Origin of the sequence: Dactylosporangium sp. CA-092794, from assembly GCF_050948465.1 — a bacterium.
Classification (GTDB): Bacteria; Actinomycetota; Actinomycetes; order Mycobacteriales; family Micromonosporaceae; genus Dactylosporangium.
The window spans coordinates 1290122-1313135 of record NZ_CP192044.1; the positions used below are offsets into that span (position 1 = coordinate 1290122).

Annotated in this window: 18 protein-coding genes and 1 riboswitch; of the genes, 9 read left to right on the forward strand and 9 right to left on the reverse strand. The window is 71.6% G+C overall.

Translation table 11 applies throughout. The features are described 5' to 3' along the window. Positions 1–44: 44 nt before the first annotated feature. A riboswitch (cyclic di-AMP (ydaO/yuaA leader) is annotated at positions 45–183 on the forward strand. Positions 184–190: 7 nt separating this feature from the next. The 3 genes from ACQPXD_RS05645 to ACQPXD_RS05655 all read left to right on the forward strand — a co-directional run bounded on the left by ACQPXD_RS05645 (position 191) and on the right by ACQPXD_RS05655 (position 2497). After that, complete coding sequence (locus ACQPXD_RS05645; RefSeq protein ID WP_432835494.1) at positions 191–1183, forward strand: NlpC/P60 family protein; 993 nt, start codon at positions 191–193, stop codon at positions 1181–1183. Positions 1184–1246: 63 nt separating this feature from the next. Continuing rightward, entirely contained in the window at positions 1247–2029 is a 783-nt protein-coding gene (locus ACQPXD_RS05650) for a methyltransferase domain-containing protein (RefSeq protein ID WP_432835496.1), read from the forward strand. A 54-nt stretch (positions 2030–2083) separates the two neighbouring features. After that, a complete protein-coding gene (locus ACQPXD_RS05655) occupies positions 2084–2497 on the forward strand; it encodes an Rv0361 family membrane protein (protein ID WP_432835498.1) in 414 nt (137 codons plus the stop codon). Between the two features lie 52 nt (positions 2498–2549). Here ACQPXD_RS05655 and ACQPXD_RS05660 read toward each other — a convergent pair whose 3' ends face one another. The 3 genes from ACQPXD_RS05660 to ACQPXD_RS05670 form a co-directional block, all read right to left on the reverse strand. Beyond that, positions 2550–3473, reverse strand: a complete 924-nt coding sequence (locus ACQPXD_RS05660) for a sigma-70 family RNA polymerase sigma factor (RefSeq protein ID WP_432835500.1) — start codon at positions 3471–3473, stop codon at positions 2550–2552. Positions 3474–3838: 365 nt separating this feature from the next. Further along, positions 3839–4831, reverse strand: coding sequence for an NAD-dependent epimerase/dehydratase family protein (locus ACQPXD_RS05665; protein WP_432835502.1), 993 nt, complete (start codon positions 4829–4831; stop codon positions 3839–3841). Positions 4832–4889: 58 nt separating this feature from the next. Next, positions 4890–5804: a glycoside hydrolase family 16 protein gene (locus ACQPXD_RS05670; RefSeq protein ID WP_432835504.1), complete on the reverse strand. Its 915-nt coding sequence runs from the start codon at positions 5802–5804 to the stop codon at positions 4890–4892. A gap of 242 nt (positions 5805–6046) precedes the next feature. Between ACQPXD_RS05670 and ACQPXD_RS05675 the strand changes: the two genes are divergently transcribed. The 4 genes from ACQPXD_RS05675 (at position 6047) to ACQPXD_RS05690 (ending at position 12437) form a co-directional block, all read left to right on the forward strand. Continuing rightward, entirely contained in the window at positions 6047–7894 is a 1848-nt protein-coding gene (locus tag ACQPXD_RS05675; RefSeq protein WP_432835506.1) for a bifunctional metallophosphatase/5'-nucleotidase, read from the forward strand. A 106-nt stretch (positions 7895–8000) separates the two neighbouring features. Further along, on the forward strand, positions 8001–8810 hold the full coding sequence (locus tag ACQPXD_RS05680; protein WP_432835508.1) for an SAM-dependent methyltransferase: 810 nt from the start codon (positions 8001–8003) through the stop codon (positions 8808–8810). Between the two features lie 11 nt (positions 8811–8821). Beyond that, positions 8822–10942: a putative bifunctional diguanylate cyclase/phosphodiesterase gene (locus ACQPXD_RS05685; RefSeq protein ID WP_432835510.1), complete on the forward strand. Its 2121-nt coding sequence runs from the start codon at positions 8822–8824 to the stop codon at positions 10940–10942. Positions 10943–11615: 673 nt separating this feature from the next. Next, complete coding sequence (locus ACQPXD_RS05690) at positions 11616–12437, forward strand: SDR family NAD(P)-dependent oxidoreductase (protein WP_432835512.1); 822 nt, start codon at positions 11616–11618, stop codon at positions 12435–12437. 144 nt (positions 12438–12581) lie between these two features. On the opposite strand, the gene ACQPXD_RS05695 is transcribed toward ACQPXD_RS05690, so the two are convergent. The 3 genes from ACQPXD_RS05695 to ACQPXD_RS05705 form a co-directional block, all read right to left on the reverse strand. Further along, positions 12582–13415 (reverse strand): DUF5753 domain-containing protein, encoded by an 834-nt coding sequence (locus tag ACQPXD_RS05695; RefSeq protein WP_432835514.1) that lies wholly within the window; start codon positions 13413–13415, stop codon positions 12582–12584. 108 nt (positions 13416–13523) lie between these two features. Then, positions 13524–15338: a hypothetical protein gene (locus ACQPXD_RS05700; protein ID WP_432835516.1), complete on the reverse strand. Its 1815-nt coding sequence runs from the start codon at positions 15336–15338 to the stop codon at positions 13524–13526. Positions 15339–17175: 1837 nt separating this feature from the next. Further along, on the reverse strand, positions 17176–17814 hold the full coding sequence (locus tag ACQPXD_RS05705; protein WP_432835518.1) for a hypothetical protein: 639 nt from the start codon (positions 17812–17814) through the stop codon (positions 17176–17178). A gap of 100 nt (positions 17815–17914) precedes the next feature. Between ACQPXD_RS05705 and ACQPXD_RS05710 the strand changes: the two genes are divergently transcribed. Continuing rightward, positions 17915–18985 carry an LLM class flavin-dependent oxidoreductase gene (locus ACQPXD_RS05710; protein ID WP_432835520.1) on the forward strand — a complete coding sequence of 357 codons (1071 nt, stop codon included), beginning with the start codon at positions 17915–17917 and terminating at the stop codon, positions 18983–18985. A gap of 10 nt (positions 18986–18995) precedes the next feature. Here ACQPXD_RS05710 and ACQPXD_RS05715 read toward each other — a convergent pair whose 3' ends face one another. Beyond that, positions 18996–19730 (reverse strand): M50 family metallopeptidase, encoded by a 735-nt coding sequence (locus tag ACQPXD_RS05715; protein ID WP_432835522.1) that lies wholly within the window; start codon positions 19728–19730, stop codon positions 18996–18998. Positions 19731–19929: 199 nt separating this feature from the next. Here ACQPXD_RS05715 and ACQPXD_RS05720 point away from each other — a divergent pair, with 199 nt between their 5' ends. Further along, positions 19930–21516, forward strand: coding sequence for a serine/threonine-protein kinase (locus tag ACQPXD_RS05720; protein WP_432835524.1), 1587 nt, complete (start codon positions 19930–19932; stop codon positions 21514–21516). 66 nt (positions 21517–21582) lie between these two features. Here the strand turns inward: ACQPXD_RS05720 and ACQPXD_RS05725 are convergent, their stop codons facing one another. Both ACQPXD_RS05725 and ACQPXD_RS05730 read right to left on the reverse strand, forming a co-directional pair. Then, positions 21583–22347: an FAD:protein FMN transferase gene (locus ACQPXD_RS05725; protein ID WP_432835526.1), complete on the reverse strand. Its 765-nt coding sequence runs from the start codon at positions 22345–22347 to the stop codon at positions 21583–21585. Then, positions 22347–22919 (reverse strand): FMN-binding protein, encoded by a 573-nt coding sequence (locus ACQPXD_RS05730; RefSeq protein WP_432835528.1) that lies wholly within the window; start codon positions 22917–22919, stop codon positions 22347–22349. Before ACQPXD_RS05730 ends, ACQPXD_RS05725 begins: the two co-directional genes overlap by 1 nt. Positions 22920–23014 lie beyond the last annotated feature (95 nt).

The following is a 23014-nucleotide window of genomic DNA, read 5'->3' on the forward strand; positions in this document are numbered from 1 at the left end:
ACCCCGGACGGCGCCGGGCAAGCGCCGCCGAATCGAGTTCTGCGCGTCGATTCATGCCGTGAACCGCACGCATCGAACCGGGGACCCAGAGTAATCATGGGGTGAATCCGCAACGTCGCGGTAGGGCGCTCTCTTCTCGCCCGAACCCGTCAGCTAACCCGGTAGGCGGTCGTTGCAGAAGGGTCATTCCTTGTCCACTGGACATCGTGCCCGCCGACCGTTGCTGCAGGCCGTGCTGGCCGCCGCCGCATCGATCGTCGTGCTGGCACCCGCCACGGTCGCGCACGCCGATCCAACGCTCGCCGAGATCGAGGCCCAGCTCGACAAGTCGAACCAGGACCTCGAGGCCACCATCGAGGCGTGGAACAAGCTCAACATCGACCTCGCGGCCTCCCAGGCCAAGTCGACCGAGCTGGAGGCGAAGCTCAAGCCGCTGGAAGACGGCCTGAACGCCGCCAACGCCGGCGTGGAGGAGCTGGCGGTCGCCGCCTTCAAGTCGTCCACCGGCAATCTGCGCAGCCTGTCGATCGTGCTCGGCGCCCAGTCGTCCGACTCGCTCATGGACCAGCTCTCGATGCTGCAGCAGATCACCCGCAACCAGCAGAAGAGCATTGACGACTTCAGGTCCGCGAAGTCGAAGGTCGACGACGAGAAAAAGCAGCTCGACCAGACGATCGCCGCGCAGAACACGCAGAAGGCCGACCTCGAGAACCAGCGCAAGAAGATCGAGGGCGACGTCAAGAAGTTCGAGGACCTGCAGAAGAAGGCCACCGCCGCCGGTTCGAAGAAGGTCAACCCGCCGAAGACCGACCCGGGCAACCTGCCCGCCGTCTCCGGCAAGGCCGGCACCGCGGTGAACTTCGCCAAGGCGCAGCTGGGCAAGCCCTACAAGTGGGGTGCCGCCGGGCCGAGCAGCTACGACTGCTCCGGCCTGACGATGGCGGCGTGGAAGCAGGCCGGCGTGACGCTGCCGCACAACGCGGCCAGCCAGTGGAGCCAGGTCGCACACATTCCGCGCGGCTCGCTGGCCCCGGGTGACCTCGTCTTCTACAACGGGCTCGGGCACGTCGGCATCTACGTCGGCAACGACACGATCATCCACGCGCCGCACACCGGCACGGTCGTGCAGTATGCGCCGATCGGCGTCGACAGCATCTACGGGTACGGCCGCGTGAGGGCCTGACCCGCCGGCACGGCGTGAGGGGCCGCGGACCGTGACGGTTCGCGGCCCCTCATCATTGAGGGCATGGCGTCGTGGGATCCGCAGCAGTACAACCGGTTCGCCGAGGAGCGGGCGCGGCCGTTCCGGGAACTCGTCGCCCGCATCCCGACGACGCAGGCCGTCGCGGTGGTGGACCTCGGGTGCGGGCCGGGCACGATGACCGCGACGCTGGCCGAGCGGTGGAGCGACGCGGCCGTGCTGGGCATCGACTCCTCGCCGGACATGATCGTCGCGGCGAGCGAGCGCCAGACCGCGCAGCTGCGGTTCCAGCTCGGCGACGCCGGGCAGTGGCGGCCGCAGCGCGGGTCCGTGGACGTCATCGTGGCCAATGCCTCCCTGCAGTGGGTCGACGACCACGAGACGCTGCTGCCGGCCTGGGCGGCCGGGCTCGACGACGGCGGCACGCTCGCCTTCCAGGTGCCGGTCTCGACGTTCGACCCCGGTTTCGGCGGCATCGCGGCCCGGCCGCGGTGGGCGGGGCTGCTGGGCGGCGCGGCCGGCGCCATCGGGCCGCGGTCGGCGACGCCGGTGCTGCCCGCCGCGGAGTACGTCCGGCTGCTCTCGGCGGCCGGGCTGACCGTCGACGCCTGGGAGACGACCTACTACCACGTGCTACCGGGCGACGACCCGGTGTTCGAGTGGTTCAAGGGCACCGGCCTGCGGCCCTACCTCGACGCGCTGTCCGGCGACGACCGCGAGGAGTTCACCGCGGAGGTCCGGCAGGAGCTGCGCCGGGGGTACCCCCGGGAGCCCTTCGGCACGATCCTGCCCTTCCCGCGGCTGTTTGTGGTCGGGCATCGGGCTTGATCCGCGTCGGGTGACTTACACCCGGCGAAGATCGACGCTCGTACGCTGGCGCGCGTGAGTAAAACAGCCAAGATCATCATTTTCAGCGTGCTCGGGTTCGTCCTCGTCTGCTGCGGGGGTGGCGCGGCCGCGGTGTTCTTCTTCGTCAACGCCGGCCTCAAGGAGCCCAAGGCGGCGGCCGGGGACTTCCTGACCGCGCTGGAGGGCGGCAACAACCAGGCCGCCTACCAGATGCTGTGCGACTCGGCGCGGGAGAGCTACGGCCCGGAGACCTTCGCGTCGTTCGTCGAGCAGCACGCCCCGGCCTCGCATGATCTCGGCTTCGGCGGCTCGTACAGCAACACTGACGGCAACGAGACGGCCTCGATCACCGCCTCCATCACCTACAAGAACGGCTCGAAGGACAGTCGCACGCTGCCGATGACCAAAGAGGGCGGCGCCTGGAAGGTGTGCGGCAACCCCTACTGAGGCACGGAAAAGCCCCGGGTCGGGCCGACCCGGGGCTTTGTGCTGTCTAGGGTTATGCCGCCTGGAGGCCCTCGGCCCGGGCCAGCTCGCGCAGCCGGCCGAGCGCCTGGATCTCCAGCTGGCGGATCCGCTCCCGGGAGAGCGAGAACCGCGTCGCCACCTCGGTCAGCGAGTGCTCCCGGCCGTCTTCGAGGCCGTAGCGGGCCCGCATGATGCCGGCCGACCGGTCGTCGAGGTGGTTGAGCAGGCCCTCGATCCGCTGCCGCTCCAGGGCGGCCAGGACCACGTCCTCCGGCGACGGCGCGTCGGAGTCGGCGACCAGGTCGCCCAGGTTGGTGTCCCCGTCGTCACCCACCGGGGTGTCGAGCGACACGGTGTCCTGGGACCAGCGCATGAGCTCGTGCACCCGCTCGACCGGCACGCCGAGCGCGGTGGCCAGCTGCTCCGGCTCCGGCTCGTTGCCCAGCTCGCGGGTGAGCTGACGCGCGACGTTGCGCATCCGGTTGACGTCCTCGACGAGGTGCACCGGGAGCCGGACCGTGCGCTCCTGCTGCGCGATCGCGCGGCTGATCGCCTGGCGGATCCACCACGTCGCATAGGTCGAGAACTTGTATCCACGCACGTAGTCGAACTTCTCCACGGCCCGCACGAGGCCGGTGTTGCCCTCCTGGATCAGGTCGAGCATCGGCATGCCGGACCTGACGTATCGGCGGGCGATCGAGACCACCAGCCGCAGGTTGGCCCGGATGAACCGGTCCTTCGCCCGCTCGCCCTCGGCCACCAGGCGGTGCAGCTCCGCGGCGGTGACGCCGTCGGGGATCTCCTCGACGTCCAGCAGGTGCTCCGCGTAGAGCCCAGCCTCGACCGCCTTGGACAGCTCGACCTCAGAAGCGGCGTCGAGCAGCGGCGTGCGGGAGATCTCATGCAGGTACACGCCGACCAGGTCACGCTCCTCGGCGCCTGTGTCGGTTCGCATCTCCACTTTCACGTTCTCCACTTCGGGCCCCTCCCCGCTCCATCCTTCGCCTTCCCCGTTTCACCCTGCTAAAACGGGTGCCCCCCGGGTATGCCCCCTACACAACGGTCAAGTCGCCTTCCGAATTCCGCCCTCAGGGGCGATTCGGTGACGACCCCTGAGAGTTGCACCACTTACCAGACGCTCGGGAGGCTGCTCCGGTTCGCTTCGGTTGCAACAAGTGATACGTGGTGTTCCTGCCCGTCAGACGGCTGAATTCGCTGTGAGTTCCCTGGGAACGCCCCTCCGGCAGGGCCCACCGGGCGGTCGAGCACGGCAGATCATCGGCAGCTGTCGCCCGTCCGACAGGCTTTTGTGCAACCGGGCTATCGGGCATGCCATTCCCGCAACAGCGCCGTCTCTTCATCGATACCCAGCCCCAGGCTTTCATCGATGTGCGTTGCGTCACGAAATGCGTTGCGGGTGTCCCGGACGGTCTCGGCGAGCGGGCGAATGCGCAGCCCGGCGGCGAGGGAGGGCCCCGCGTCGCGGCTCATGAACCCGGCGTACCGCGGCAAAGGCAGCCATAGCGGCAGCGACCGCGGCCCGGCCCACGGCACCACGCCCCGCTCGAGCAGGAACTCCTGCGTGACCCAGGTCAGCGGCGGCGCGGTGCCGGTGCCCGCGGCCAGCCCGGCGTGGAACTCCGCCCGGGTCATGGGCGCGCCGACGCCGTCGAACGGCCCGGCGAGCCCGCGCCCGGCGGCGGTCAGGATCCAGTCCGCGAGGTCCCGCACGTCGACGAGCTGCACCGATTCGTCCGGTCCGCCGGGCGCGAGCACCTCGCCGCCCCGCTCGTAGCGGCGCACCCAGTAGTCGAACCGGCCGGTCGGGTCCTCCGGCCCGACGATCAGGCCGGCCCGTAGCAGCAACGTCCGGCCGGCGCCGAAGCCGCCGGCGGCCAGCCGCTCGCACGCGACCTTGGCCCGGCCGTACGACTCGGGATCGGCCGCCGGGTCGGCGTCGTGGTCCGGCGGCAGCAGCGGCGCGGTCGCCGCCGTCTGGTGCGGGGTGGCGACGTCGGCGTACACCGATCCGGTGGACACGAGCGTGTAGTGCCCGGCCCGCCCGGCGAGCGCGGTCACGGCGTGCCGCACGTGGTGCGGGTGCCGGGCGACGTCGACGACCGCGTCGAACTCGCCCTCGACGGCGCTCAGGCCGTCGGGCTCGTCGCGGTCGACCCGGACGAACCGGGCGCCGCCGACCGGCGCCCCCGACTCGCCGCGGGCCGCGCAGAGCACCTCGTGGCCGGCGGCGAGGGCCTGCCGCGCGACCGCGCGGCCGAGAAAGACGGTTCCACCGAGGATCAGGATTCGCATGCGGCCGAGCATTCCGCGCCGGCCCGGCGCGGGGCGAACGGATCCGCTCAGGACGTAATCACGCGCGGTGCGCCGACGGGGGCCGGTGCGGCCGGGTCTTGTGCACGACCAGCGCGAAGAGAGCCAGCGCGGCGGTCACCATGGCGGCCACGGCCAGCCACAGCGACCAGCGCTGCTCGCCCCCGCCCGGCCCGGCCCCGGCCCGGTCCACAGTGGATGGCTGGGCGGCCACCGCGGGCGCCGAGGCCACCGGGGCGAAGGCCCAGATGCGCAGGTAGTCGATCTCGAACTCGGCCGGCAGGGCGGTGGAGGCGCCCGGCGTGCCGGCCCGGTCACCGGTGGTGACCGCGAAGCCGAACCAGCGCGGCTCGGTGGAGACGGCCGGGTCGAGGGAGCGCTGCTTGGCGTCGACGAACACCCGGAATCCCGACGGCGCCCACTCGATCACGTAGGTGTGCCAGTCGCTGAACGGGCCGGTCAGCGTGCTCGTGGTGGTACCGCTGCCATCACCATTGCTCACGACGGCCCGCTCGGCGCCGGGCCGGGCCGTGATGGACAGCTGCGAGCCCTGCTGCGTGGTCTGGCCGTCGACCGGCCGCAGCAGCGCCACCGACTCGATGCCGGCGCCGAGGGGTACCCGCGCCTTGAACTCGTAGCGGCCGAACTGCTGCGCGGCGCCGACGCAGCGCAGCTCCCCGGTGACGAACGGCTTGCCGGCGTAGGTGCGCCGGTGCAGCGCCAGGCGCAGCCGCCCGTCGGAGACCGTCACCGCCTCGGGGCGGAAGTAGCTGGCCTGGGCGCCCTCGGGCGCGCCATCGTAGGCCGAGCAGCCCCTGGGCAGGGTGCCCGCGTCGTCGAAGGCGTTGGAGAACACCGGGCGCCAGCCGACCGGGTCGCTCGCGTTCACCCGATCGGGGAAGGTCAACATCGTCGACGCGACGACGACCAGCACGGTCGTGACTCGCCTCAGCATGGTGACCGCCTCCGCACACGCGGTGTACCTTCCCCGGCAACGTACCCGATACCTACCGGTAGTGCAGCGTCGCGCAGCGTTGTCTGCCCATTCGGACGGCGCGTTCCGTCACACCCTTGCCTTTACCCGTATGACACCTTCCTGACGGCAACTCGTGCTCGCGCGAGATCGACGCCTTCGGAAGGATGACGATCGACGCATGTGTCCTTCCGTATGTGTCTCCCACGCCATAAGGAGAGAACATGGCCCAACCTCGCGCCCGCGGGTGGCGTGTCGCGCAGCAGCTCGCTGTGCCCGCACTCGCCCTCGCGGTCGTTGCCCTGCTGCCCTTAGCCAAGAGCGGCACCACCCAGAGCTCCGACCGGTGGACGCCGCTCACCCCGGCCAAGGTCTCGTTCGACCGGAACATCGGGAAGACGACAACCGCGCAGCTGCTCGGCTTCAACGACTTCCACGGCAACATCGACCCGCCGACCGGCAGCGGCGGCCTGGTCAACGGTGTGCCCGCGGGCGGCGCCGAGTACCTCAGCACGTACCTCACCAAGCTGCGCGACGACGCGGCGAAGCACGGCGTGCACAACAGCGACACCGTCGTGGCGGGTGACAACATCGGCGCCTCGCCGCTGGTCAGCGCCGCCTTCCACGACGAGCCGGCGATCGAGATGCTCAACAAGATGGGTGTCGACCTCGCATCGGTCGGCAACCACGAGTTCGACGAGGGCGTCACCGAGCTCTACCGCATGCAGTTCGGCGGTTGCCACCCGACCGACGGCTGCCAGGACGGCGACGGCTTCTCGGGGGCCAACTTCCCGTACCTCGCCGCGAACGTCACCAACAAGTCCAACGGCCTGCCGATCCTGCTGCCGTTCACGATCCGGTTCTACGACGGCGTGCCGGTGGCCTTCGTCGGCATGACGCTGGAGGGCACCCCCGGCATCGTCAACCCGGCCGGCGTCAAGAACGTGGACTTCCACGACGAGGTCGAGACGGCCAACAAGTACGCCACCATCCTCAACTGGCTCGGCATCAAGTCGATGGTGCTGGTCATCCACGAGGGCGGCGCGCAGAGCAGCCCGCCCGCGCCGCTGGACCCGTCCGGCTGCGCGAACTTCGCCGGCCCGATCACCGACATCACCCGGGGGCTCAACCCGGCCTACGGCCTGGTCGTCTCCGGTCACACCCACCGCTTCTACACCTGCGAGCTGCCCAACTCCTCGGGCCAGAACTCGCTGGTCACGAGCGCGGGCTCGTTCGGCACGCTGATCACCGACATCCGCATCACGCTCGACAAGCGCACGCGCAAGTTCGTGGACGCGTCGGCCACCAACGTGATCGTGGACAACGGCGTGAAGAACCCCGACGGGACGTACCAGAAGGACGCGGCCGGCAACCCGGTGCGCAACCCGAAGCTGGTCGACCCGAAGATCAAGAAGATCGCGGACAAGTACCGCACCGCGGTGGCGCCGCTGGCCAACCGGGTCGTCGGCAGCATCAGCGCCGACATCACCACCACCACGGGTGCCAACGGTGAGTCACCGCTCGGTGACGTGATCGCCGACGCCCAGCTCGGCTACACCAAGTCGGCCGGGGCGCAGATCGCGTTCATGAACCCGGGCGGCATCCGGGCGTCGCTGACCTACGGCAACTCGGCCGGCGGCGAGGGCCCCGGCCAGATCACCTACGGCGAAGCGTTCACCGTCCAGCCGTTCAACAACCTGGTCGTGACGCAGTCGTTCACCGGTGCGCAGATCAAGGACGTCCTCGAGCAGCAGTTCGCGGGCTTCCAGGGCCAGACCGTGCAGCGGTTCCTGCAGGTTTCGGCCGGCTTCACCTACACCTGGAGCGCCTCGGCGCCGGTCGGGTCGAAGATCACCGACATCAAGCTCAACGGTGTCCCGATCGACCCGGCGGCCACCTACCTGGTGACCACGAACGACTTCCTGGCCAACGGCGGCGACGGGTTCCTCAACCTGGCGAAGGGCACCGGGCGGGTCACCGCGCCGGGCTTCGACATCGACGCCCTGACCGCCTACCTCGGTACCGGCATCATCGCGCCGGGTCCCGCGGACCGTTACACCAAGATCGCCTGATCGGATCCTGATCCGATCTCGGTGGGCGGGCGGCCGGGTTTTCTCGCCGCCCGCCCACACGTATGCTCGGCAACGCCGGATAGCTGAGGTCGAGGAGTGTTGATCTTTGGAGCGTCCTAGCTGGGCCCCGGCGGACGTCGACCTCGATCGGCCGAGCGTCGCCCGGGTCTATGACTACTACCTCGGCGGCTCGCACAACTTCGCCGCCGACCGCGCGTTCGGTGAGCAGGTCCTGCGCATGGTGCCGGAGGTCGCCGCGGTCGCCCGCAGCAACCGGGCCTTCCTGCGCCGCGCCGTGCGGGAGCTGGCCCGCATGGGCGTGCGGCAGTTCCTCGACCTGGGCTCGGGCATCCCGACCGTCGGCAACGTCCACGAGGTCCTCGCCGACGCCGGCGTCACCGACGCCCGGGTGGTGTATGTCGACGACGACCCGGTCGCCGTGGCCCACAGCCGCATCATCCTCGCCGACGTGCCGGGCACCGCGTTCGTCGACGGCGACCTGCGCAAGCCGGCCGAGGTGCTGGCCGATCCCGAGGTCGGGGCCCTGCTCGACCTCACCGAGCCGGTCGCGTTCCTGCTCGTCGCCGTGCTGCACTTCGTGCCCGACGAGCAGCGCCCCGCCGACATCGTCGCCGGATACGCGGCCGCGGCCGCACCCGGCAGCCACGTGGTGATCTCCCATGTCGGGATCGACCGGCCGCTCACCGCCGCCGAGGAAGACGCCTACGAGATGTACCGCAAGTCGCCCACCCCGCTCATCATGCGCACGTCCCAGCAGGTGGCGGCGATGTTCGGCGACCTGACGGTGCTGGAGCCCGGCGTCGTGGCCACCTTCGACTGGCGCCCGGACGGCGACGACGAGCCCAAGCCCGAGGACAGCGCGGTCGGCCACGCCGGCGTCGCGCGCAAGGACTAGCGCCGACGACCATGACCGCACTCAGCCCTACGCCGACGTCGTGGGACCGTCCGCATCGCGCCGCCGAGCGAATGGCCCGCGCCTGGTCGCTGGCCATCGCCGGCACCAGCTACGTCTCCATGAACGGCCTGGAGGTCCAGGACTTCCTGACCAGCCTCGCCACCCGGCTCATCCACGCCCTGACCGCCGAGGTCTTCGACCCCGCCGACGTGCGCGAGGTCGGCTCGACGCTGGTCGCGGCCCACTTCACCGAGCCCACCACGCTGGAGCGCAGCCTCGCCGTGCTCGCCGAGCAGTTCGGCAACGCGCCGGTGAAGCGGGTCGCCCAGGTGCAGGGCGCGCTGGCCTCCGGCTACGCGCTCGCGCTGCGCGACCGGGTGCTCGACGAGCAGGAGGAGATCCGCACCGCCGCCCTGTGGGCCCGGGCCCGCGCCGAGGAGGGCCGCCGGGTCAGCGAGGCCCGCTTCCAGGCGATCTTCGCCGGCGCCGCGATCGGGATGAGCGTGAGCACGGTCGACGGGCAGGTCATCGAGGTCAACCAGGCGCTGTGCGACATTCTCGGCTACACCGCCGACGAGCTGCGCTCCATGTCCTTCGAGGACTTCGTGCTCCCGGAGGACCCGCCGGGCGCCGGCGAGATGTATGAGGATCTGCTGGCCGGCCGGCGGGACCAGTTCCGCATCGAGAAGCCGTACGTCCACAAGAACGGCGACCGCGTCTGGACCGACCTCGTGGCCTCGGTGATCCGCGACGAGCACGACCGGCCGCGCTGGCTCGTCGCGATGTTCGAGGACATCACCGACCGCTACAACCTCCAGCTGCGCCTGCGCCACCAGGCCCTGCACGACCCGCTGACCCAGCTGCCCAACCGCACGCTGTTCTTCGAGCGGCTCACCGCGCTGCTGGACTCGGCCGCGCAGTCCGCCGAGGGCGGCGACGCCCGCGTCGGCGTCTGCTACCTCGACGTCGACGGCTTCAAGGTCATCAACGACACCCTCGGCCACGACATCGGCGACCAGCTCCTGCAGACCGTCGCCCGGCGCCTGGCCCGCTCGATCAGCGGCGAGCACCAGCTGGTCGCCCGCATGGGCGGCGACGAGTTCGTGGTCCTGGTCGAGCAGTGCGCGGGCGTCGACGACGTCATCGCCATCGCCGAGAAGGCCCTGGACACCGTCCGCGCGCCGGTTCACGTCGCCGGCCACGAGATCAGCATCTCGGCCAGCATCGGCGTGGTCGAGCAGCCGCTGCGCGGCGCGAGCACCGGCGAGCTCATGAAGGCCGCGGACACCACCCTCTACTGGGCCAAGGCCGACGGCCGCAACCGCCTCGCCCTGTTCGACGCCGAGCGGCACGCGCGCGAGGTGACCCGCTACGAGCTGTCCGCGAGCATGCCCGCGGCGCTGGAGCGGCGGGAGTTCTACGTGGAGTACCAGCCGCTGGTGCGCCTCAGCGACGGCGTCACGATCGGCGTCGAGGCCCTGGTCCGCTGGCGGCACCCGCGCTTCGGCATTCTCGGCCCCGACTCGTTCATCGGCATGGCCGAGGAGACCGGCCTCATCGTGCCGCTGGGCCGCTGGGTGCTGCAGGAGGCCTGCCGGCAGGCGGCCGCGTGGCGGCGGGACTTCGGCGACCGGGCCCCGCTGATGAGCGTCAACTTGGCGGTACGCCAGATGCGCGACCGCACGATCGTCCGCGACGTGCGCACCATCCTCGAGCAGACCGGCCTGCCGCCGTCGGCCCTGCAGCTGGAGCTGACCGAGAGCGCCATCATGGGCAGCGGCGGCGAGCCGATCGAGGCCCTCAAGGACCTGGCCGACCTGGGCCCGCGGATCGCGATCGACGACTTCGGCACCGGCTACTCCAACTTCGCCTACCTGCGCAACCTGCCGGTCCACAGCCTGAAGCTGGCCGGCTCCTTCGTCGCGGGCCTGCGCCCGCCGGAGGGCCCGGACCCGGTCGACCAGGAGATCGTGGCCGCGGTGATCGGCCTCGCCCACACCCTGAACCTGAGCGTGACGGCGGAGGGCGTGGAAACCGCCGAGCAGGCGACGCGACTGCTGTCCCTCGGCTGCGACACCGCCCAGGGCTGGTACTACGCCAGCGCCGGCCCCGCCGCAGCCATCAAGCTCTGACCTGCCCTTTCCGCCCCCGGCCCTTTCCGCCCCCGGCCCCTTTCCGCCCCCGGCCCCTTTCCGGCCCCGCCCCGCTCCGGCCCCGGCCCCTTTCCGGCCCCGCCCCGCTCCGGCCCCGCCCGGCCCCGCCCGGCCCCCGGCCCCCGGCCCCCGGCCCCCGGCCCCGGCCCCGCCCGGCCCCCGGCCCCGGCTCGGCCCCCGGCTCGGCCCCGGGCCCCCGGCTCCCGGCCCCGCGTGCTGGCGCGTCTGGGCGACCGTTGGCGGCCGGCGGTGCTCGGCCTGTGCGTCGTCCCGACGCCCCGGGGCGGGCGCGGCCGGCTCTCACGTTGCACGCGGCGGCCGCTGCGTCCTGCATGCTGCGCGGCACGGCGCAGCGACCGGAAGTCTCCGTGATCATGCGCAACTGGCACCGACACCGGCGGTTTTTCATGATCACGGAGTGCTCATGTACACCCGTGTACCACAAGTCTCCGGGATCATGGAAAACCCGCGGTGCGGCCGCGGCGACACGCATGATCACGGAGACATACGTCCGCCCGTGGTCGCGCGGATCGGATAGCCGTCATGCGTTCGGTGCATGACGAGGTGCGAAACGGGTCTTGGACGAAAGCGCCGGCAGGCCGTTGGCTGTTCAACAGACGCGATGTCTTTCCCCGCTTGAAGGTTGTGCTCTATGACTGTCGACTATCGCTCGCAAACCGTTCTCCTCACCGGGGCGAGTTCCGGGATCGGCGCCGCCTTTGCCGCGGCCTTGGCGGCGCGCGGCTCGAACCTCGTGCTCGTCGCCCGGCGCGCCGACCGGTTGGCCTCGATGGCGGACGAACTGCGCCGTAACTACGACGTGCGGGTCGAGGCGATTCCCTTCGATCTTTCCCACCCGGCTGCCGGAATCGAGCTTCGTAAGGCCGTCGCCGACCGGGGCGTAGAGGTCACGAGCCTGATCAACAACGCCGCGTTCGGCACATTCGCCCCGTTCGCCGACGCGGATCCCGGGCGCCTCGCCGATGAGATCGCCGTCGACGTCGCGGCGCCGGTTCAGCTGACCGCGGCGTTCCTGCCGCAAATGTTGAGCGCTGCCAACGGCTTCATCATCAGCGTCGCCGGCGTTTCCGCCTACTTTCCCTCACCCAGAATGGCCGTTTACAGCGCCGCGAAGGCATTCGTGCTCAGCTTTACCGAATCGCTCTGGACGGAGCTGCGCGGCACGGGCCTGACCGCCTTCGCCGTCAGTCCCGGCGCCACCAGTACGGAGTTCACGACCGGGATGGGGCCGGAGGCGAGCGTGTTGACCTCCGGGAGGCTGCGGACGCCCGAGGATGTGGTCGCCACCGCTCTGGCCCATCTTGAGCGTCGAAACCCGGGCCCGAGCGTCATCGACGGGCGCGCCAACCAGCTCGGCGTGCTCATGAGCCGGCTCGCGAGCCGGCGCCAGAGCGCCATGATGATGGAGCGCGTCCTCGACCCGAACCGCCGATCAAAGCCCACTGCGGCCTGATGCGGCCGCGATCCGCCGATCAAAGCTCGCTGCGGCCTGATGCGGCCGCGATCCGCGGGTCCGGGCCGGCGCGTGCCGGATCGGCGGCCCGAGCAGGCGGGCGCCGCGTTCGCGCTGCCCGGGGCCGCGTGGTCGGGCGGGGGTCTATTCCCGCTTCAGCTCGCCGGCGACCTGGCGGAGCAGGTCGAGCGTGGCGTCATGCGACAGGGCGCGCTCGGTCAGCCGGTCGAGGATGCCGCGGTACGCCCCCACGAGCTCCGGCTCCTCCCACAGCAGCTGCTGCCGGTAGAGGACGCCGTCGTCGGCGCCGAACTCGAGGATGGTGAAGTCGCCGTCCCAGCCCGGGTGGTAGCCGGCGTTGAGCGGCACCACGCGGACGTCCGTGTACGGCCGCTGGGCGAACTCGATCGTGTGCTCGATCTGGTCGACCAGCAGCGCATCGTCGCCCGGGACCGGGCCGCGGCGCAGCACGGACTCGTCCAGCAGGGCCTGCATGCGCGGCGGATCCTCGCGGTTGAACAGCTCGTCCTGGCGGCGCATGTGGAACTCGACGCGGCGCTCGGCCTGGGCGGACTCCGGGTCCGAGGTGGCATGTGCGTACCGCCGCGTCTGCAGCAGCGTCGGGAACATGATCGGCGACCATTCGCCGATGCGGGTCGCCTCCGCCTCGAACCCGACGTAGGTGATCAGCTGGGCCGGCAGGACCGGCCGGTACTCGTCCCACCACATCCGCCGCTTCGCCGCGCGGGCCAGCTCGAGCAGCTCGTCGACGGCCTTCGGGTCGTGGACCCGGTAGTAGGCCAGCAGGCTGCGCAGATCGCTCACCGAGATGGCGACGGTGCCGTTCTCGATGCGGATCAGCTTGGACAGCGACCACTCCATCTCGGCGGCCACCAGGTCCTGGGTCAGTTCGCGCTCGCGCCGCAGCCGCCGCAGCTCGGCTCGGAGGCGGCGCTTGCCCACGATAGGCCCGCTCATGGACCATCACCCCAATCGCGTACAAATGGCATCGCCCCGGTCGAGGGCTCCGCGTTTCTACCCGAATTGCGGCTGATGCACCTAGCGCGTTCCGATTTCCTGAACGGGCTACCGGGGCGTGTGCGCGGCCAGGAAGATCTTGGCCATCGCGCTGGCCAGGTCACCCGGGTCGTTCGAGGCCACGGCCTGACCGCCGGTCAGCTGCGACATTTCCCGCAGGACCGACATGTCGGCATCGCCACCGTACCCGATCGCGAAGATCATCACCGGTCGGGCGGGGTCGCGCAGGCCCGTCAACCGGGCGATGAACTGCTCTTTCGGCATGGAAAATTTCGAGTCCTGATCCCGGCCGTCGGTGAGCACCACGACGAGGTTCACCGCATCCGAGGTGTACCGCTCCTTCATGTCGTCCACGCCGCGTAGCACGGTCTCGAACAGCGGCGTGCCGGCGGCCGGATACGCCTTGTACCCGTCTGCCACCCGGCGCATCGCCTCCCGGCGCGGCACGTCGCCCACCGCCTCGCTCATCGGCCCGAACGGCAGTGCCACCGTGAACGGCGGCGCGTCGGCGCCCGGCGAGGCGAACATCCACACGCCGAGGCTGGTCTCGTCGCCGAAGAGCTGGGCGGCCTGCACCCCGGCCGCGCGCAGCAGGCCGGCCTTCGTGGTGACGGCGCCGGTGCGGTCGTGCACCTCGTCGTTCATCGATGCGGAAGCGTCCACGAGCAGCAAGGTGCGATAAGCCAGCCGTTTGTACTGCGCCCACGTGGCCGCCCACTCGGCCACCCCGTCGGGCAGGTCCGCCGCGGCCGGGTACTGCGCGGCCAGCCCGTCCGCGCTCGGCGCCGCCCCGCCGCTGCCGGCCGGCCGCAGCCCGTGCCCGGTGAGCACCGCGGCGAACTCCTTGGCGTGCATGCGCTCCGCGAGCCGGTTGGCCAGCGATTTGAGCTCGCCGTCGCGGCCCGCCTCGGGGGTGAGCAGGAGCGGGAAGTCGGCCTCGTACAGCGCGTCGGCCGGGTAGAGCGCGGCCACGGCGACCGGGTGGCGGCTCTGGGAGTACCGCCAAACATCCTGCTCGGTGGCGGGGAACAGCCCGATCTCGCGTATGGCCCGCGCCGGGTCGGCCTGGGCGCCCATCCGCTCCAGCAGCCGCGTCGGCGACGCCTCCGGCTCGGCCAGGCGGGCCCGCACCGATAGCGCCCGCATCTGGGCGATCCCCGGGTCGTCGGTCGTCTTGGCCATCGCGCTCTGGATCTCCAGCGCCGCGAGCAGCCCGGCGGTGTCGCTCAGCGGGCTGCCCATGCTGAGCCGGGGCACCTGGCCGGCGTTGACCCCGGCCGCGAGCGCGGCCCAGGTGGGCTGCTTGGCGGGCCAGCCGAGCGACTCGGCGAACGGCCGCGGCGCGGCGACGACGACCGGCGTGCGGGCCAGCGAGACCGGGTCGGGCGCGGCGCGGAACTTCGCCAGCCGCGCCCAGCCGGCCGTGGCCGGGATCCAGGCCTCGCCGCCCTGGTACTCCTCCTGGGCCGTGACGGCGATGAGCTTGCAGCCGCCGGCCGGGTTGGCGCCGATGTCCGCGGCCGCCTGCTCGACCACCGGCGCGAGCGTCGGGCTGACCGTGGTGCGCAGGACCTCCCGCCCGCCGCAGGTCGCGCCCGCCGCCCCGGAGGCCGCCTCACCGCGTGCCGCGAGGCTGAGCCCGACCAGCACGCCCGCCGCGACGGCGAGCGCCACGATGATCACCCCGACCGCGATCCACCACGCGGTCGCCGAGGAGCGCCCTGCTTCCAGGTCCGGCGGCGGTACACCGGGAGGCAGCCGCGCCAGCGAAATGTCCGCGTGCCGCTCCTCGGGCGCCGGCAGCGGCCTCCACTCCTCGCGCACCGGCTCGGGCGGCCACTCCTGCGGATACAGCGGCGGCAACCACCCGTCCCCGCCCGCCGCCGCCGCGTTGTGGGCGTCCTCGGGCCGCGCTCCGAACGTGACCTCGGTTGGCGCCGCGTGCGCGGGCTCCCTCGGCGCCGCGTGCTCGGCCGGCGGTGGCGCCCCGTAGGCCGGCTGCGACGCACCGTATGACGGCGCCGGCGGTTCGTACTCCGGCTGCGGCGGTTCGCCGTATGCCGCTGGGGATGCTTCGTAAGCCGGCTGCCGCGGTCCTCCGTATGCCGGTGGGGCCGCTTCATACCCTGGCTGCTGCGGCGCCCCGTAGGACGGCTCCTGTGGTGCTCCGTAGGACGGCTCCTGCGGTGGCCCGTGAGTCGGCTGGGGCGGCCCGTAGGCCGGCTGGGGTGGCTCGTAGGCCGACTGGGGTGGTCCGTAGGCCGGCTGGGGTGGTGCCCCGTATGCCGGTGGCGGTGGGTGTGCCGCGTGGGCCGGCCTCGGCGGTGGCGCCGTCTGCGCCGGCGGAGGAGGGGGGAGATCCTCCGCCGGCGCAAACGGTTCTTCCTCGTAGTACTCCTCGGGGTAGTCGTCGGAGTACTCATCGTCGTCGTAGGCCGGTGCCCAGGGGGAGGGGCGGCCGGTCCGCTCCGACGATCGCGCGGTGAAGTCGGGGGCCTGCGCCGGACGCTCGCCCGGCTGGTCCGGTGGTGGTCCCTCAGCCGCCGTCGGCGCCCACGGGGAGGGCGGCGGCGCTGCGGGTGGCCGGCCAACCGGCTCGGACCTGGGGCTGGGCACCTCACGCGGCGGCGGGATGTAGATTCCGCCCTCCGTGTGGTCGTCATCGTGACGCCGATGATGCCGGCCCTCCGTCATGGCATCCCTTTCTCTCTCTGCTGCGAGGCCGCGATGTCGCGCGCGAGGCGAGGAAGCGCGATCGCCAACCTAGCACCGGTTGCCATCGATATGTGACCGCTCCGCTACTTACTGATCATGACGTCGCCTTGCAGTATCTGAAATCCCCGCATTTCCATCTATTAGCCCCAGGCTGGGCGTGATTAGGGCACGGCGGTCATCGACGCCGCCCCCTCAGCGCGGCGGGGCGCGGCGCGGCGGGGCGCGGCGCGGCGGGGCGGCGCGCGGCGGCGCGGCCGGCGGGGCGGATGTGCACCAGGCGGGCGCAACCCGCGACCTGCGGGGCCGGGCCGGACGTATGTCTCCGTGATCATGATGTCCGCGGTGACCACGCACCGGGTTTGCCATGATCCTGGAGACTTGTGGTACACGGGGGTACATCAGCACTCCGTGATCATGAAAACCGTTGGTGTCGATGCCCGGTTGTGCATGATCACGGAGACTTCCGGTCGCTGTGCCCTGCCCCGCGGGCCGAAACCACTTGGCCTTCGGCGGGCATGGCGGCCAACGGTGCCGGTTCCCGGGCGGCGCGGGCCGGTGCCGCAGTGTGGGCCGGTGCCGGAGTGCGGGCGGAGCATGGCGGGTGCGGGCCGGCCGCCCCTGGACCGAGGGCCGGGGCACCACTCGGCGCATCGCGGTCGTGCCGGCGCTGGTTCGTGGGGGACACGCCAAGCTCATACACCACCGCCGGCGGGCGTGACTGCGTCGCGCGGAAGCGGGCGCGACCAGACCGGGGGCTGGCGAGGGCCGCGCCCGCTTCCGCTTGGGGGGATGAGTAAAGCTCTACAAACCTCGACGCCGACGCCGTTCGCGCCGGCCGTCAAACGCCGGCCACTTCCTCAGGCCGTGCCAAGCCGATCCGCACCCCACGGTGGCGGTCCAGCCAGAGCCACTTCCTTCACGCCGCGCCAGGGGCACACTGCTGCCCCCCGGCCCCCCGCCCCCGGGGCCCTGCAAAGAACGAAGCTCAGGCGGCACCCCACATGGCCGAGAACGCCGCCGCCTCTCCGGCCAGCCACCGCTCCACCTCGGCGCCCTTCACCGCCACGTCCGGTCGCAACACGTCGCCGCGCCGCAGGTCGACCAGCACCGGAGTCGCATTCGGGAGGACGAGGTCCATGTGGCGCGCCATCAGGTGGAGGGTCGCCACCGCGGCCTCGTCCTGTGGGGGCTCCTCGTCGAAGTGCAGGCGCACCGCCTCGCCGCGGCCGTCGGGGTAGCGCAGGCCGAAGTGGGGGTTGATCTTGACGGGCAGGGCGCCGATCATGCACAGCGCGTCGCGGGTCGGTGTCACCTCCACCTTGGCCGGCAGCGACTCCAGGTAGCGCAGCGCGCCGGGGACCACCGACTCGTAGAGCGGCTTCCATCGCGGGTTGACCTGGTCCGCCACGGCGTTGAGGTATGTCCCGCCGGTGCGGAAGCGGATGTCCGCCTTCAGGGCCTTGACCAGCTGGCCGTGCGGGTTGAAGCCGTGCCCCGACTCGCGCTGCCGGCGCAGGCCGCCGACGAAGCTCGCCTTGCGCGGGCCGGTGCGGCCGACATACCGGGTGAAGCTGAGCAGGGTCGCGTAGGGGATGGATCCGGTGGTGGTTGCGGGCGCGGTCACGGGCGCTCCCCTCCCAGGTCAAGAGCGTCTTTCGTACACACATTCTAATTGATTTGCGCGAGGATTCCCACCCATAACGTCGGTAGGTAAAGTAGGGTTCATGACCACGTTCCACTGGTTCCTGCCCACCACCGGCGACGGCGACCAGGTCGGGGCGGCGACCGTAGCGGCCGGGGCGGCCCGGCACGACCGGGCGCCCACTGTCGAATACCTGTCGGAGGTCGCCCGGGCGGCGGAGCGGGCCGGGTTCGACTCCGCGCTGACCCCGGTCGGGGCCGGCTGCCTGGACCCGCTCGTCATGTGTACCGCGATCGCCCAGCACACGACCACGCTGCGGCTGCTGGTCGCCTTCCGGGCCGGGTTCACGCTGCCGACGCTGCTCGCCCAGCAGGCCGAGGCGTTCCAGTGGATCTCCGACGGCCGGCTGGCGCTCAACGCGGTGACCGGCGGCGACCAGGCGGAGCAGCAGGCCTACGGCGACTTCGTGGCCAAGGCCGGCCGGTATGCCCGCACCGCCGAGTACATCGAGGTCATGCGGCGCACCTGGCGGGGCGAGCGGTTCGACTTCCACGGCGACTACTACCACGTCGAGTGCGGCGGGCTGGCCCGGCCGCTGGAGCCGGTGCCGCCGATCTACTTCGGGGGTGCCTCGCCGGAGGCCGTCGAGGTCGCGGCGCGCCATGCCGACGTGTACCTGCTGTGGGGGGAGCCGCTGCCGGCCGTACAGGAGCGGATAAAGGCGATAAAAGCGAAAAATCCGAACCTTCGGGTGGGGCTGCGCGTTCACGTGATCGTGCGCGATGACGCGGATCAGGCGTGGGGCGAGGCGGAGCGGATGCTGCGGGGCATGGATCCCGGGCGCATCCGGGCGGCGCACGAGCGTTTCGCGCGCATGGAATCGGTCGGCCAGGCGCGGATGACGGCCCTCAACGAGGGCACCGCGGACGGCCTGGTCGTGGGGCCCAACCTGTGGGCCGGCGTCGGCCTGGTCCGGGAGGGGGCCGGCACCGCGCTCGTCGGCAGCCCGGCCGAGGTGGACGCGCGGCTGGCGGAGTACGAGGCGGCGGGCGTCGACGAGTTCATCCTGTCCGGCTGGCCGCACCTGGAGGAGGCCGAGCGGGTCGGCGACCTGATCCTCGCCCGCCGCGCCACCGTCGCGGCGGGTCGCTGACCGCGCGAGGTCAGCCCAGCAGGTCCTCGACCGGGCCGAGCATCAATCGCACGCCGAAGGCCAGGCAGGCGAGCACGACGATGACGAAGAACCCGACGTACACGATGGCGGGGACGCGGGTCAGGCGGGCGATCTGGTCGGCGTCGGAGTTGGGGGCCTGCCGCCGGAAGCGCGACTGCTGCAGCTCGAACACCGCGCGCACGCCGCCCAGCAGCATGAACCACGCGAAGGCGTAGGCGAACGCGCCCTGCACCTGCCCGTCGGCGAACCACGACACGACGAAGATGATCGCGCCCGCCACGACGACCGAGATCACGCCGTAGAAGTTGCGGATCATGATGAGCATGAGCACCAGGAGTACCAACAAAAGCCACAAAAGGATCGTGATCCGCGCGATGCCCAGGATCGCCGCGGCGCCCAGCCCCAGCAAGGACGGCGTGATGTAGCCGGCCAGCCCGGTGATCACCATGCCCGGCCCGTTCGGACGGCCCTTGGACAGGGTCAGCCCGGAGGTGTCGGAATGCAGGCGGATGCCCGACAGGCGGCGTCCACTGAGGACCGCGGCCAGGGCGTGCCCGCCCTCGTGCGCGATCGTCACGAAGTTGCGCATGACCTTCCACACCGGGCGGAGCAGCACCGCCAGCAGGGCGACCGCGGCGGTGGCCAGGACCACGAACCGGTCGGGGGACGGCTGGCGGCCCAGGGCGTCGTGCAACACGTCGAACACGAATGCAGAGCCTGCCATCTCGCGTGTTGAAAGAACAACGTCGAGATCCGGCGCAATACCGACAGTGACCGGCCGGGCACGTGCCGGCGCCGTGCTCGGCATCTATACCATGCATCGGTACCCGTGATGCTGTTGAACGCTCCGCGAATCCCCCGCAGGGGGCATACTTCCTGGTACAGGTTGTGACCTTCATCTTGCATTCTGTACCAATACCTCGATGCGTACTCCGCCCGAAGCGCGCTACGACACCGACGGTCACCACAGTGGTGACCTGACCGGTTATCGCATCGGCGACTCCTACGAGCTGGTCGAGCCCATCGGTGGCGGCGGCACGGGCACCGTGTGGCGCGCCCGGGCCCTCAACAACGACGAGCACGTCGCGGTGAAGCTGCTGCGCGAGGACCTGATGGCCGAGCCGAAGGCCGTCAACCGGTTCGTCCAGGAGCGCGCGATCCTGCTGATGCTGCGCCACCCCCACATCGTGCGCGTGCGCGACCTGGTCACCGTGGGCACCTCGCTCGGCCTGGTCATGGACCTCGTCGAGGGCGGCAGCCTGCGCGACCACCTGCACGAACAGGGCACGCTGCCGCCCGCGGAGGCGGCCACGCTGCTGGCCCAGGTCGCCGAGGCCCTCTCCGCCGCCCACCGCCGCGGGATCGTCCACCGCGACCTCAAGCCCGACAACATCCTGCTCGACCGCGTCGACGGCGAGCTGCACACCCGCCTCACCGACTTCGGCATCGCGCGCGTGCTGGATACGCCCAGCATGACGACGCCGGGCGCGCTCGTCGGCACCGCGAACTACGTCGCACCGGAGGCGGTCTACGGCAACAGCCCCACGCCGGCCGCCGATATCTACGCACTTGGCGTCGTACTGTACGAGCTCACCACCGGCCGGCCTACGTACGCCGGCGGTCCCGCCTGGGCGATCCTGCGCCGTCACGTCGACGAGTCGCCGCGGCGCGCCCCCGGCATGCCGGACGCGGTCTGGGAGGTCGTCGAGGCCTGCATGGACAAGCGCCCGGGCCGCCGCCCCACCGCCCGCGACCTGGCCGTGGCCCTGCGCACGGTGGCCCGCCGCACCCGCGACGAGCCGGCACTGCCGCCGCTCCCGGTCGACGAGCGGCTGACGACCCTGCAGCCGCCGGTGCCGTTGCCCCGCTCGTCGTCGCACTCCCGAGGCGTTTTCCTGGCGGTGGTACTCGTGGTGCTGGCGCTGCTGGCCGTCCCCGCCTGGCTGTACGCCACCCGGGAGCGCAGTGCCGACACGTCCGCCGGCGCGAGCGCCGCGCCCGCGCCCGCGGCACCGGCGCCCGCCCCGAGCGCGGCCCGCAGTGCCGCCGCCGGCGGCGCGGCCAGCCGCAGCCCCGGCACGCTGCGCGTGGGCGACAAGAGCGCCGGCCCGTCCGCCGAGCCCGGCGTGCACGTCGAGGGCTCGGTGGTTTTCGGCCCGTGGCTCTGCGGCGACCAGTACACCTGGGATCTCGGCCATCCGGTCCTGGCCCAGCCCTGCCACGCGGTCGGCGGCGACCTGGTGCGCATGGTCGGGCACATGCAAGGCCTGCCGGGCGTCCAGGCCGACGTGAGCCTGTCCGTCCTCGACGTCGAGAGCAATGCCGTGGCCGACGGCCCGCACCTGTGCACCGGCCAGATGTTCACCGACTTCGCCCCCGAGCACGACTGCGGCCCGTTCGAGGCCCGCCTGCCGCACGGCCACCGGTACGTGGTGGTCGAGAAGTGGCTCTACACCGGCCGCGCGCTGCTGCCCGGCGGTCAGGTCCGCGGCCAGGAGTTCGACTGGTAATTCGGTTTTTTGTCGTACCCATGTGGTGAGGTGCGGGCCCGTGCCCGGCACCGGCGGGCCGCGGTCTCAGGGCATCGGCGGGGCCACCGGGAGGTTGTCGGACCGCATGGCTCGCCCGTCCTCGGTGACGATCGCGCACTCGTGCCCCGGCACGGAGGCCAGCCAGTCGATCCCCTTGAGCCCCATGGCGAGCGCGGCGGTCGCGTAGGCGTCGGCGGTGCCCAGGTCCGGCCCCACCACGGTCACCGAGCGCAGGTCGTGTGCCGGCTTGCCGGTGAAGGGGTCGAGCACGTGGAGCCCGCGCTCGTAGGTCCCCGACGTGGCCACCGCCGTATCGGTGACCTCCAGCACCCAGGCCACCGACAGCGCCTCCCACGGATGCCGGATGCCGATCCGCCACCGATCACGCCCCCGGGGCGCCCCGCGCACGTATACGTCACCGCCCGCGTTCAGGCAGTGGTTCGCCGAGCCCGCGTCCCGCAGCCGGTCACAGGCCCGCTGGACGGCCCAGCCCTTCACGTAGCCGGACGGGTCGAGCATGCCACCGGCGTTGATGTCGAAGTAGCCGCCGGTCTCGGTCCACAGCTCCGCACACCGGTCGAGCACCTCGCCCACGACCGCCGAACAGTCCTCCCGCCGCAACTCCCCGCGCCCGAGCCGGCTGATCTCGCTCTCCGGCTTGTACGTGCTGAAGATCCCGTCCACCAGCCGTAACCAGTCGAACACCTCGTCGGCCAGCCGCTCCAGCGCCGCGATCGGCAGGTCGTCGTCGAGGTCGAGGCTGATCGGCATCCCCATGACGTGCTCGACCCGAACCAGGCTGTGCACCATCAGCCCTGGTAAGCGCGGTCGATGGCGGAGCGAAGCGACAGCTTGTAGCCGGCGCTTGTCTCCGTCGCGCCGGAAACGGTATCGATGTCGGCGCTCTGGGCGGCCAGCGCCTCGGCCTTCAGCTTGGGCAGGGCGCTCTTGTTGATCTGGACCGAGCGGGATTCGTCGCTGGGCGAGTCGAGGACCTTGATGTCGGTGATCTTGCCGCGGGAGACGACGATCGAGAGCTCGACGACGCCGTAGTCGATGTAGATCGGGTTGCCGTTGAACGTGCCGTCCCGCATCGTCGTGCCCTTGGGGGCGGTCGTTGCCGGCGCGGTGTTCGCGTCCGCGGGCTGGGTCTTCGCGGCGGAGGGCTGGCCGGCGCCGGCGGCTGCGGCGCCGGGTGCGGCGCCAGGGGGTGGACTGGCCTGCGGGCCGGGTGGCTGGGCGGCGGAGCCGCCGGGGATCGGGCCGTTGGCGGACTGGGGCTGCAGCGCCTGGTCGCCCGGGCCGCCGAAGCCCGACTTCGCGCCGACCAGCAGGACGGTGCCCGCCGCAGTGCCGAGCAGGGCCATCAGGGCGCGTCGCACGCTGTATCAACTCCTTGTGTGTCGAGGGCGTGCCTCGTGGGCCGGCCCACATCGATGTCGCCCGGCTGCGTCGTCGCGAAGCGCGGGCGGGTCGG

Coding starts and splice junctions, on each gene's coding strand:
- ACQPXD_RS05690 (WP_432835512.1), top strand. CDS start 11,616: ATGACTGTCGACTATCGCTCGCAAACCGTTCTCCTCACCGGGGCGAGT.
- ACQPXD_RS05695 (WP_432835514.1), bottom strand. CDS start 13,415: ATGAGCGGGCCTATCGTGGGCAAGCGCCGCCTCCGAGCCGAGCTGCGG.
- ACQPXD_RS05675 (WP_432835506.1), top strand. CDS start 6,047: ATGGCCCAACCTCGCGCCCGCGGGTGGCGTGTCGCGCAGCAGCTCGCT.
- ACQPXD_RS05670 (WP_432835504.1), bottom strand. CDS start 5,804: ATGCTGAGGCGAGTCACGACCGTGCTGGTCGTCGTCGCGTCGACGATG.
- ACQPXD_RS05720 (WP_432835524.1), top strand. CDS start 19,930: ATGCGTACTCCGCCCGAAGCGCGCTACGACACCGACGGTCACCACAGT.
- ACQPXD_RS05710 (WP_432835520.1), top strand. CDS start 17,915: ATGACCACGTTCCACTGGTTCCTGCCCACCACCGGCGACGGCGACCAG.
- ACQPXD_RS05650 (WP_432835496.1), top strand. CDS start 1,247: ATGGCGTCGTGGGATCCGCAGCAGTACAACCGGTTCGCCGAGGAGCGG.
- ACQPXD_RS05660 (WP_432835500.1), bottom strand. CDS start 3,473: ATGCGAACCGACACAGGCGCCGAGGAGCGTGACCTGGTCGGCGTGTAC.
- ACQPXD_RS05725 (WP_432835526.1), bottom strand. CDS start 22,347: ATGGTGCACAGCCTGGTTCGGGTCGAGCACGTCATGGGGATGCCGATC.
- ACQPXD_RS05665 (WP_432835502.1), bottom strand. CDS start 4,831: ATGCGAATCCTGATCCTCGGTGGAACCGTCTTTCTCGGCCGCGCGGTC.
- ACQPXD_RS05685 (WP_432835510.1), top strand. CDS start 8,822: ATGACCGCACTCAGCCCTACGCCGACGTCGTGGGACCGTCCGCATCGC.
- ACQPXD_RS05715 (WP_432835522.1), bottom strand. CDS start 19,730: ATGGCAGGCTCTGCATTCGTGTTCGACGTGTTGCACGACGCCCTGGGC.